We start from the raw sequence: 11,388 nt of genomic DNA, 5'->3' as shown, positions 1-11,388 counted from the left end.
TCTATTTTGTTCATAATTATCATAAATACTAATTTCTGGACTATTCCAATCATCTGCAAAAGTTGTTAGAATTGAATGAAACATGATGATATTGAATATTTCTTTTTTTAAATGGAAACTGGAGATTTTTAACATGAAACCGAATTTTAAAACAAAGATATCTTTGTTAAATTAACCCTTAATAATAATGGGAGAAATACCTGCTTGATCCAAAATTTCGGGGATTAAATCTTCTCGTTTAACAGCCATTATATGAACTCCTTGACACAATTGTTTAGCTAATTGTACTTGTTCAGCTGCAATTTTCACCCCTTCTTTTAAGGGTTCATCTGCATCAGCTAAACGTTTAATAATACTATCAGGAATCTCTACCCCTGGTACATTCTTCTTGATAAATTGAGCATTTTTCGCCGACTTTAATAAGAAAATCCCTGCTAAAATTGGCTTATCTGATTTAGCTGCAATTTGGTGCATAAATTTGTCTAATTTATCAAAATCTGTAATTAATTGACTCTGAAAAAATTGCGCCCCGGCTGCCAATTTACTCTCAAATCTTCGTTGTAACCCTGACCAACTAGAAGACTGGGGATCAACTGCGGCCCCCACAAATAAATCTAAGGGGTCATCGGGTAAAGACTTCTGATTATAGTCTACCCCACGATTGAGATTATCAATCAATTTGAGCAATCTTACCGATTCTAACTCAAAAACGGCTCTGGCTTTCGGGTGATCTCCTGCTTTGACGGGATCGCCTGTTAAGGCTAGAATATTGCGTAATCCCAGGGCATAGGCTCCCATCAAGTCTGCTTGCAGGCCAATAACATTGCGATCGCGGCAAGCCACCTGACAGATTGGTTCTATGCCATACTGCAATAATAAAGCAGAAGCAGCCACAGAAGACATCCGCAACACGGCCCGACTACCATCTGTGACATTTACCCCATGGACTCTCCCTTTGAGTTGTTTGGCCATCTCTAACATTCGGGTGGGGTTTCCTCCCTTGGGGGGCGTGACTTCTGCGGTGATCAGAAATTCCTTATTTTGGGCAGCTTGGCGAAAATGGTTAATCATAGAACGAGTCACAATAAATAATAAGAATTGAATAAAATGATTAAAGGGTGGGTAAATAGCCTAATGCGTCTTTAACCCTGTTTAAAGTGTGATTAGCAACGGCTTCAGCTTTCTCTTTGCCATCTCGTAAAACAGAATCTAAATAATCTTTATTATCCATGATCTCTTGATATTTTAGTTGAATTGGTTCGAGGGCTGCTATCGTTGTCTCACTGAGTAAGGGTTTAAATTGTCCCCATCCCATATCTTGACATTCAAGGATAACTTCTTGTTTCGTCTTTCCTGATAATAATCCATATAAGCCTAATAAATTGTTACATTCAGGACGTTCTTTATTGTCCAATTCTAGGCCTTTAATGGGGTCAGTTTTACAGCGTTTAATTTTTTTGCCAATTAATTCAGGAGGATCTAATAAATTAATACGACTGAGATCTGATGGGTCGGATTTTGACATTTTTCGGCTGCCATCGGTTAAACTCATTACTCTGGCCCCTTCTGTACGAATTAAGGGTTCAGGTATTTTTAAAACAGGGTTTTCAGGAGTAGCAAATTGATCGTTAAACCGGGCCGCAATGTCTCTAGTTAATTCTAAATGTTGTTTTTGATCTTCTCCCACAGGCACGCGATCGGCATCATATAATAAAATATCTGCTGCCATTAATACGGGATAATCTAATAGTCCAACGCTGACATTTTCTCCTTGTTTAACGGCTTTTTCTTTAAACTGAATCATCCTTTCTAACCAGTTTAAAGGTGTGATACAGTTTAATAACCAAGCTAGTTCCGCATGGGCCGTCACATGGGATTGAACAAAGATGGTAGCGTGGTTTAAATCAATGCCACAGGCGAGATAAAGAGCCGCTATAGTATAAGTATCTTGAGCTAAGGTTTTGGGGTTGTGGGGGACGGTAATCGCGTGTAAATCGACCACACAAAAGAAGTTATCATAGTTTTCTTGGATGTCTACCCAGGTGCGAATAGCCCCTAAATAGTTGCCTAGATGCAGGTTTCCGGTTGGTTGTACCCCTGATAAGACCCGTTGTTTTCCCATTCTACCCCTATCTGAATTTTTCTTAACTGTATTATTTCTTTACAATTATGCCTGATCCTGGTGATTATGTAAAAAAGTTCTCCGATTTCACTGTAGTGGATTAATACAGTTAAAATGAGGCAATAGATTATTAAGTTCGTAGTCGGGGCTTTAGCCCTATGATAAGCCCTTTAGGGCTTACTACGAGCGTTAAGGTCAATGGTTATCAATCGATCAACATTTTTTCCTATTTTTTGTCCTATACTGAGTCATCTTAAGAATAAGTATTTCCTGAAAACATGAATCAAGACTTAAACTATTATTACCTCATTCATCAAGAAATTGCCTCTTTACTTTTGTACCAATCCATTTTTGAGGATGAAATTGGTCAAGCATTTCTTAAACTTTTAAATTCTATTTATAATCGTGTTCCAGATACCATTAATTTTAACTGTTTGACGGCCTATAGTCATTGGTTTAAAACCTTGGCATCTCAAGGCATTAGTTGGCAAGATTATCTTGTTAAAAGAATTTTAGTCGATAATAATCCTTTTAGTCAACAAGTTCAATCTGATTTTTTATCTAATGTACCAAAGTCTTTAATTGAGGCCACTGAACATGATTTAAGTATTTTAAACACTTTATATAATCTTCCCTTAGAAGCCGTTAGCCAATGGGTAAAAGAAGCCGCAAAAGTTCCTTTTTCTCCCTTTATTGTCCAATTTGAGAATAAAGACAATACTTTTTTACATAAACAAGAGCTTTGGGAAAATTGCTTAGAAGAATTAGCTAATTATTACCGTCAACATGGGACAGGAATTTTTGCTCAATATAAAGCATTACAATGGCAAGATAATCAATTAATGGGTATTGCTAATCCTGATCCCATTAAATTAACTGAAATTGTCGGTTATGAAGCACAAAAAGCAACCTTGATCAAAAATACAGAAATTCTACTTTCTGGTTATACGGCTCTTCATGTCTTATTATATGGTAGTCGTGGATCGGGTAAATCTTCCCTAGTTAAAGGTTTATTAAATCAGTATAGTTCCCAAGGATTAAGATTAGTAGAAGTCAATAAATCTCAGTTATACAATTTACCGTTAATTGTCGATAAATTAAGAAATGTTCCACAAAAGTTTATTATCTTTGTTGATGATTTATCCTTTGAAGAAGATGACGATTCTTTTAAAGCTTTAAAGGTAGTTTTAGAAGGAAGTGTTACCGCGAGAGCAAAAAATGTTATCGTTTATGCAACATCAAATAGAAGACATTTAATTAGGGAATTTTTTGATGATCGTCCTCGTCCCAGTGATGCTGATGAAATTCATAATTGGGATACCGTACAAGAGAAATTATCCTTTAGCGATCGCTTTGGTTTAACCTTAACTTTTGAACCTGCAAATCAAGAAACTTATCTCAAAATTGTCCATCATTTAGCAACAGAAGCAAATCTAAATTTACCCCCAGAAGATTTAGAATTTAGGGCGAAACAATGGGCAACTAAACATAATGGTAGATCTGGAAGAAGTGCTAGACAATTTATTGATTTTCTCCAGGGAGAATTAGGGTTAAAATATTAACAATTTACCATCATCTTTATCTATAGATTATTTGAATTATATCTCATTTAATTTATAAATAACTTGTTTATTTTCAGTCTGTTTGATAACTCTTGATTTCCTTCTGGTATTGCTCCCTGCATTCGCACCAAAACAGGTACATTCTTAATTATATTTAAAGCTTCTGTTGCTCCTGCCCATGTTCCACCTGTGTTATGGTCAGCACTAATAACTAACCCATAATTAGCCAAAGCATAGATATATTTATTGCGTCCCATAGCGTTACCAACATGAAAAGAAGCGTTAGGATCAACCGCAGAAATTAAGGTCAATTTTCCTTCTTTAATACTAGGACGATATTGGCCATTAACAGATGCTTTAAGTAAGTTATTTGCTAATATGCCAATTGCTGTCCCTCCTGCTTTTAATGTTCCTAACATCGAAGCTTGATCAACCCCTTTTGCACCGCCTGAAATCACTTGAATCTTTTGTTCTGCACAGGTTTCTACTATTCGATAAGTATAGTCTAATCCTTCTTGATCAACATTACGAGAACCCACAACAGCTAACCCTCCTTTTAATAATAAATCTTGATTACCAATCCCATATAAAATAGGAGGAGCTAAGCTTTTCAATTGTTGTTTTAATCTTTGAGGATAGTTACTATCAGCACGACTGATGACCCATAAACCTTGATTGAACCATTTTTCAACCGTTAAAGCTAATAAACCACCTCTTTGTAGCAATGCAACTAATCGGTTAGAATCTAATTTACCTATATTTAATTTTTGATTTTGCTAACCACTGGAATAAAAGGGATTTGTAAGCGATTAGCCAGTTTTTGGGCAAAATTTGGGACTAAATGGGGACGATTGAGAGAAGGAATACAAGTTATCCAAGTGGGTTTGGGTTCAGGGTTCCAGCGTTGAATCATTTCTGCCATTGCTTCTACTAATTGATCATCAAAATGATTAGTTTCATATTTTCCCTGTTTGACTAATTGTCCCCATCCTGTCCTTTGAACGACTAACAAACGAGAACGATTCTGCACTAAGTCTGAAATAGCTTCCCACTGTCCGTCTCGAAAGTTAGCATTAGGGTTATTTAAAGCATTACGGAGGTATCGTAACGCCTTGTCATGAAGTTGACTTGTCATAGAAAAATGAAAATTAATTATATTAGTAGTATTCCCAATCCTTTTGATAAAATTCACAATAGGATATTGATTTTTCCTATATTACCAATATTTTGTCTTGAAAAATGAATTATGCTAACAGAAAAAACAAAAATTAGTATCTTAAAAACCCCTACTCAAGAAGCTTGGATCGAACAAGCAATTAATAATTTAGATGTAATTTTATTAGATCATTCCCATTGTGAAAGAAAAGCCGCAGGTGTTGCCTTAAATTTGATGTTTCGTTATTCTTCTAATACGGTTTTAGTCAGAAAATTAACCGTTATTGCCCAAGAAGAATTAGAACATTTTGAACAAGTTAATCAATGGTTAGAACAGAGAAATATTCCCCTAGGCCCCATTTCTTCCCCTCCCTATGGAGCAAAATTAAGGGGCGCAATGAGAAACCAAGAACCCGAAAGATTGTTAGATTCTCTGTTAGTTGCTGCCTTAATAGAAGCGAGATCCCACGAAAGATTAGGACTATTAGGTAAACATTGTCCTGATGACAATTTAGCTAAATTTTACCGCAGTTTAATGGCATCAGAAGCGCGACATTATGGCATTTATTGGGTATTAGCAGATACTTATTATGATCGAGATTTAGTACAAACAAGACTTGATGAATTATCAATCATTGAAAGTGAAATTTTAGCCACTTTACATCCTCAACCAAGAATTCATAGTTAAAAAAGCAATCAGCAGTCAGCAATCAGTAGTCAGCTTTAAAGACAAGGGGATTTAAACCCAAGCTTTCAGATACCATTACCTATAAACAAAATTTTAGGCTGATAGCTGATAGCTGATAGCTGATAGCTAGTTAAAACTAAAAGGTAGGGTGGGCAATGCCCACCCTACGGTTAATCTTCAGCAAAAACATAACGATATAATTCACTAGGATCGGGTTCAGGACTTTCCTCTGCAAACTTAACCGCATCATCAACAGAGGCTTGAACTTTTTGCTGAATCGCTTTTAATTCATCCTGATTCGCTAAATTATGTTCTATCAAATAATTAGCTAATCGTTGAATGGGATCTTTATTGCCCCAAAATTCTTTTTCATCCGGCGATCGCATTTCATCAGGATCAGCCAAAGAATGGCCGCGAAAACGATAAGTTAAGGCTTCGATCAAGGTTGGTCCTTCTCCAGCACGGGCGCGGGCCACAGCCTCTTGGGCCACTTGTCGCACCGCTAAGACATCCATCCCATCAACTTCCACCCCAACCATATTAAAGACACTAGCTTTTTTATAGATTTCCGGTTGAGAGGTTGCCCGATCATGAGCCATACCGATCGCCCATTTATTATTTTCTACCACATAAATAATCGGCAACTTCCAAAGGGCGGCCATATTCAAACATTCAAAAAATTGACCATTATTGCTGGCCCCATCTCCAAAGAAACAGGCCGTCACTTGATCCGCATTTTGATCCCCCATCACTTCCCGTCGATATTTACTCTGAAAAGCTGCTCCCGTAGCCACCGGAATACCTTCAGCCACAAAAGCATAGCCCCCCAATAAACGGTGTTTTGCCGAGAATAAGTGCATCGAACCACCGCGCCCTTTACTACAGCCTGTGGCCTTACCAAATAACTCCGCCATCACCTCACGAGGGGGAACCCCACAACTCAAAGCATGGACGTGATCTCGGTAGGTACTCGACACATAATCTTCATCAGAACGTAAAGATTTAATAATGCCCGTAGAAACCGCTTCTTGTCCATTGTAGAGGTGGACAAAGCCAAACATTCGGCCTCGATAATACATTTCAGCACATTTATCCTCAAACAGCCGTCCTAGGGTCATATCTTCGTAGAGGATTAAGCCTTCCTCCTTGGTAATTTGGACAGCAGTTGTGTTAAATTCAGGCAAAATACGTTCAGAAACCATAAAAACTAAACAATAATAAAGAACATTTGAACTGTCAAAAAGGAGAGCCAACCAAGATGAAAAAATACCGCTACAATCATATACTTAGGTGAGCTATCCTAGAGGCTTAAAGAAAAAAAACAATAACCTCCAGTTTCAGTTTAAACTGAATAGGCATCGTCAAGTAAAGCGATTGAATTGAAAATAAATAAAAAACTTTTACTAAAATGAACCTTTAAGTTACAATTTTCCCAACTAATGTCTTTACCCGAAGACAGCCAAAAATCCCTAACCAATGTCCGATGGTAAATTATCATCACTCTTGTAATCCCAAATCTACTGAGTCACCCTGCTCTGAGGAAGTCAACCGTGCGCATACCGCTCGACTACTACAGAATTTTGGGAATTTTTCCCCAAGCCACAGATGAGCAACTTCGCCAAGCTTATCGAGATCGTAGTGTTCAATTACCCCGTCGGGAATATAGCCAAACAGCGATCAAAGCGAGAAAGCAGTTGCTAGATAAAGCCTATGGCCTTTTTTGCGATCCCGGCCAGAAAGCCGCCTATGAAGCGCAATTTCTCCAAGATCAGTTGTCTGATGAATCCGTAAGCGAAGGAGGTTTCTCCTGGTCAGGGACGGAGCCTACAGAGGAAAGTTCCTCAGCCAAAGCGTCAGGAATTGAAATTGAACCGCAACAGTTACCCGGTAGCCTCTTAATTCTCCAAGAGTTAGGAGAATACGAGCTAGTGATCAAATTTGGGGAACGTTATCTCAACAGTTTGCCCTCCTCCTCTTTGACCTTAGAATTAACCGATACGGCCGCCAAAAATCGGGCTGATACAATTTTAAGCATTGCCCTGGCCTATTTAGAAATTAGTCGGGAACAATGGCAACAAGAAAAATATGACAAAGCGGCAGTTTATGGCGTTAAAGGACTGAGTTTACTGGGTAAAAACAGCCTTTTTCCTGGCCTTCAATCCGAAATTCAGACAGAACTTGATAAATTGCGACCCTACCGCATTTTAGAATTATTAGTCCAACCGGAAACCAAGAAAGCCGCCCGTGAGACAGGGATAGAACTACTCAAGTCCATGTTACAAGAGCGACAAGGGATTGATGGTCGAGGGGATGATGGCTCAGGTCTAGGGATTGATGACTTTTTGCGCTTTATTCAACAAATTCGGACTTATCTGACAGCCCAAGAACAGCAGGATTTGTTTCTCGCTGAAGCACAACGTCCCTCATCCGTAGCCGCTTATTTAGGGGTATATGCCCTGATCGCCCGTGGTTTTGCCAAAAAAGAACCCGCCTTAATGGTGGAAGCACAGACCATTTTAGATGGCTTAGAACAGCGTCAAGATGTGTCCATTGAGCAGGCTATTTGTGGCTTATTATTGGGACAAACCCAGACAGCCACCCAAGCCCTAGAACGGTGTCAGGATCAACAAGCTTTAAAATACATTCAGGACTGTTCTCAAGGTTCTCCCGATTTGTTGCCAGGACTTTGCTTATACGGAGAGCATTGGTTACAAACGGAAGTATTTAGTCATTTCCGAGATTTAGCCAAGCAACGACCCTCTTTAAAAGAATATTTTGCTGACCAAGAGGTTCAAGTCTATCTCGAACAACTCACCTTAATACAACAGGAAAAGGAAGTCTCAGCGGCCCAAAGTGTGACGCAAAATCGGGTCTTAGGCAAGGCCGCCAGCAGTCGCTCTGCTGCAATTGCTTATCCAGTTTATCAACAAAATCAGGTCATGGTTAGTGGGGGTGGTGCGGCAGTAGCGGCCGCAATGCCAGCTATGCCAACTCCCTCTACAGCCCCCGTTGATATTCGTTCGGCCCGTCGTCGTAAATACAAGCGCAATTATCAGCAACAAGCCCATGAAGAGCCAAGGGTTTCTACCAACCTTGAGCCTTCCCCACCCCCCCCATTAAAGCCCTCGGCCCCTGTCTCTACTGGGACGGTAGACCCTTCAACCAAACCCCATGCTCCTTCTCGGCGAAGACCCCGTCGCACCCTCGCTTTCAGTCCGAAAATGGGACTCACGGTTTTGGGCGGTTTAGGGCTAGTTGGATTATCTGTGGCATTTATCCATCAGGGGACTTCTCCCTTAGCTGCTCTGGAAAAAGATCAGTATGGGGTATCCTTACATCAGTCCCTGATTGAGATTCCCCCGGCTGATGCTCAAATTACTACCCCCACAGGAATGTTGACAACGGAAGGAGCAACACAGGTAGTGGAAATGTGGCTATCGAGCAAGGCTCAAGCTTTTGGTAAACAACACGATCTTGATGCCCTGAATAAAATTTTAGTCAATCCTTTATTGTCTCAATGGCGCGATCGCGCTGAAAAACTCAAGCAAAATCAAAATTATTGGACTTATCAGCATCAAGTTAAATTTAAAGATTTTCAAGCCAACAAGAATGATCCTAACAAAGCAATAGTAGAGGCGAATGTTCAAGAAGTCGCTCAATTCTATCAACAAGGACAAAAAGGCCGAGCCTATAATGATAATCTGCAAGTTCGCTATGATTTAGTTCGTCAAGGCGATCGCTGGTTAATTCAGAATATTAATGTTATTAACTAAATTAGGGCTGTTGGATTAATAACTAATCTTGCTAAAATTAGCGACTTTCGGTCGAATTTTAGGGAAATTTTTTTATATATTTTCTACCCTTGACAACATTGAGTAAATAGGGATAAACTTACCCGTGTCTGTTAGCAGATTTTACCCAATACTAAATTACTTTAATCAGTGTCAATAATTATGAAGTGTGTGAGTGCTTTAAGAATGACGGGTTGGCTAACCTTAGCCAGTCTCGTGGGTGTGGGCAATGCTCAAGCAGCAACCATTATTGATACCTTTGATCTGCCAACCAACGGCAGTCTTACTCTTAATCGTAATCTCGCCAACGGAACAACCGTGGGGGTGTCCTCATCAGGACTGGGAATGGCCACTGTAGGGGGAACCAGAGATTTAACTCTAACGAAGACAGCTGGAACTGGTCCACCTATAGCGGGAAGCACTATAACAGTTAGTCCCACCAATAATGCAGGAACCCTATCTTGGTCTAATCCCACGGGCTTTAACTCAAGGTTCAATGTTGTCTGGGACGCGGACACTAATTTCAATGTGATTGACCGTAATGGCTTGAATCTTAGTCTCAAGACGGCCGATGCCTTTATTTTAACCTCAAGCTTCATCGATATTTTGGGTACTCAAGCCACCATTAATGTGTATTCAGGTAGCAAAAAATCTGCATTGACCATTGCTAACCTCGGAATAGTACCAAACGGAACGCCTACGGATTTTACTTTTGAATTCTCTCAATTTATGGCTACGGAAGGGGGTGGTGTCAATTTCGCTGTGGATACCATTGGAGCCATTGAATTAGTCGTCAATGGAACAGCAAACGCCATTGATGCGAGATTTGAGATCTTGACCACCCGCGATGCTCCCCCACCCGTAACTGAACCTGTGGTTTCCCTGTTAGCTTTATCCAGTGCAGCAACCTTAGCCGGACTTACTGGCAAACGGCAAAAATTGAAACAAAGGTAAGTTTGTGAATTTCTGAGCAGTCTTACCCTTAACCCTTCGAGTTGAGGGGAGATTCTTCAAAAGAGGATACCTTGACGAAAAAATGCAAAAAACCGCTTTTTACGGGTTTTAACCCGATTGAACTCCTTGCCTTTTGGCTGAAAATATATTTTTAAACAATCAGATCTAACTTTTTGATTTAGTCACTGCTTTCAAAGGAAATAGGAGAATATGAAAACAACGAATGGGGTAAACATTCCCTCTAAACTATTAATTAACTGTGGTGTTGGCTTATTAGCCACCATGACAATCTATTCAGGCAAAGCGCAAGCTATAAATTTAGTTCTTGACAGTTTTGACGAGTCTGTGGACGGGTTTCAATTTGTTTCGACAGATCCTGACTCCGGCTTCCCCACACAAGATCAAAACGGCCCTAACTCAGAATCTAATGTAGTTGGGCAATATCGAGAATTAATTTTATTCGACGTGATGAATAGTAATCCTCCTAACGTTAGTGACAGTGTGGTTTTCGCCGACATGGGATCTAGTTCTTTATCCTGGAATAATGGGGATGGAGTTGACTCCAAATTAAGAGTTGTTTGGGATGGGGTCAATGAAAGTTTTACCAATGGTATTAATACCACTGGGTTAAGAACAAATAATGGAGGTGTTGGCAGGGATTTTACCTTGATGGGCGCACTTGATAGTATTGGCCTAGAATTAATATCGGCTGACCAAGGTTTACAGATTACAGTTAATATCTATACAGATAACAATAGTGCATCGACTCTTAGCAAAACTTTTAATGCTATTAGTGGTTCCCCCACCAAAACCTTTTATAATTTTGCCAACTTTACCACTCTAGCCGGATTTTCTGGTGGGGCAAATTTTGCTAATGTGGGTGCCTTTGAACTAATCTTAAGTGGCCCGACTGCCGTAGACGCATCCATAACATTTGTCGAAGCAGCCGTTGATCCAAATCCCCCGATACCGGAGGTTCCTGAACCAAATCTGGCGAAAGGATTGTTAGCTTTTAGTTTATTATCAGGCTTATTAGCTGTTACCAAGCGGTAGGGGCTTAATATTATTTATCCCTGACAGGAAAGTTACGCAAAACGCCTCACGAGAAGCAAGTCC

The 11,388-nt window shown here is 39.7% G+C and carries 10 protein-coding genes; 5 read left to right on the top strand and 5 right to left on the bottom strand.

Going from position 1 to position 11,388, the window contains the following annotated elements:
* Positions 1-171: 171 nt before the first annotated feature.
* Together VB715_RS03965 and trpS are read right to left on the bottom strand one after the other, a co-directional pair.
* Positions 172-1,071 carry a methylenetetrahydrofolate reductase gene (locus VB715_RS03965; protein ID WP_323299899.1) on the bottom strand — a complete coding sequence of 300 codons (900 nt, stop codon included), beginning with the start codon at positions 1,069-1,071 and terminating at the stop codon, positions 172-174.
* Between the two features lie 40 nt (positions 1,072-1,111).
* On the bottom strand, positions 1,112-2,122 hold the full coding sequence (gene trpS / locus VB715_RS03960; protein ID WP_323299898.1) for a tryptophan--tRNA ligase: 1,011 nt from the start codon (positions 2,120-2,122) through the stop codon (positions 1,112-1,114).
* Positions 2,123-2,400: 278 nt separating this feature from the next.
* On the opposite strand from trpS, the gene VB715_RS03955 reads away from it, so the two are divergent.
* Entirely contained in the window at positions 2,401-3,684 is a 1,284-nt protein-coding gene (locus VB715_RS03955; RefSeq protein ID WP_323299897.1) for an ATP-binding protein, read from the top strand.
* A gap of 47 nt (positions 3,685-3,731) precedes the next feature.
* Here VB715_RS03955 and VB715_RS03950 read toward each other — a convergent pair whose 3' ends face one another.
* Together VB715_RS03950 and VB715_RS03945 are read right to left on the bottom strand one after the other, a co-directional pair.
* Positions 3,732-4,409: a DNA-processing protein DprA gene (locus tag VB715_RS03950; protein ID WP_323299896.1), complete on the bottom strand. Its 678-nt coding sequence runs from the start codon at positions 4,407-4,409 to the stop codon at positions 3,732-3,734.
* A gap of 35 nt (positions 4,410-4,444) precedes the next feature.
* On the bottom strand, positions 4,445-4,819 hold the full coding sequence (locus VB715_RS03945) for a hypothetical protein (protein WP_323299895.1): 375 nt from the start codon (positions 4,817-4,819) through the stop codon (positions 4,445-4,447).
* Positions 4,820-4,930: 111 nt separating this feature from the next.
* Between VB715_RS03945 and VB715_RS03940 the strand changes: the two genes are divergently transcribed.
* Positions 4,931-5,527: a tRNA-(ms[2]io[6]A)-hydroxylase gene (locus VB715_RS03940; protein ID WP_323299894.1), complete on the top strand. Its 597-nt coding sequence runs from the start codon at positions 4,931-4,933 to the stop codon at positions 5,525-5,527.
* A gap of 170 nt (positions 5,528-5,697) precedes the next feature.
* Here VB715_RS03940 and pdhA read toward each other — a convergent pair whose 3' ends face one another.
* Positions 5,698-6,729, bottom strand: a complete 1,032-nt coding sequence (gene pdhA / locus VB715_RS03935; RefSeq protein WP_323299893.1) for a pyruvate dehydrogenase (acetyl-transferring) E1 component subunit alpha — start codon at positions 6,727-6,729, stop codon at positions 5,698-5,700.
* A 348-nt stretch (positions 6,730-7,077) separates the two neighbouring features.
* Here pdhA and VB715_RS03930 point away from each other — a divergent pair, with 348 nt between their 5' ends.
* From VB715_RS03930 to VB715_RS03920, 3 genes are all read left to right on the top strand, one after another.
* Positions 7,078-9,300 (top strand): IMS domain-containing protein, encoded by a 2,223-nt coding sequence (locus tag VB715_RS03930; RefSeq protein ID WP_323299892.1) that lies wholly within the window; start codon positions 7,078-7,080, stop codon positions 9,298-9,300.
* 180 nt (positions 9,301-9,480) lie between these two features.
* Positions 9,481-10,272, top strand: a complete 792-nt coding sequence (locus VB715_RS03925) for a hypothetical protein (RefSeq protein WP_323299891.1) — start codon at positions 9,481-9,483, stop codon at positions 10,270-10,272.
* A gap of 210 nt (positions 10,273-10,482) precedes the next feature.
* Positions 10,483-11,325: a hypothetical protein gene (locus tag VB715_RS03920; protein ID WP_323299890.1), complete on the top strand. Its 843-nt coding sequence runs from the start codon at positions 10,483-10,485 to the stop codon at positions 11,323-11,325.
* Positions 11,326-11,388: the final 63 nt, after the last annotated feature.

Origin of the sequence: Crocosphaera sp. UHCC 0190, from assembly GCF_034932065.1 — a bacterium.
GTDB lineage: Bacteria > Cyanobacteriota > Cyanobacteriia > Cyanobacteriales > Microcystaceae > UHCC-0190.
Note: the sequence above shows the minus strand (reverse complement) of the source record. Positions and strands in the feature narration are given on the sequence as shown.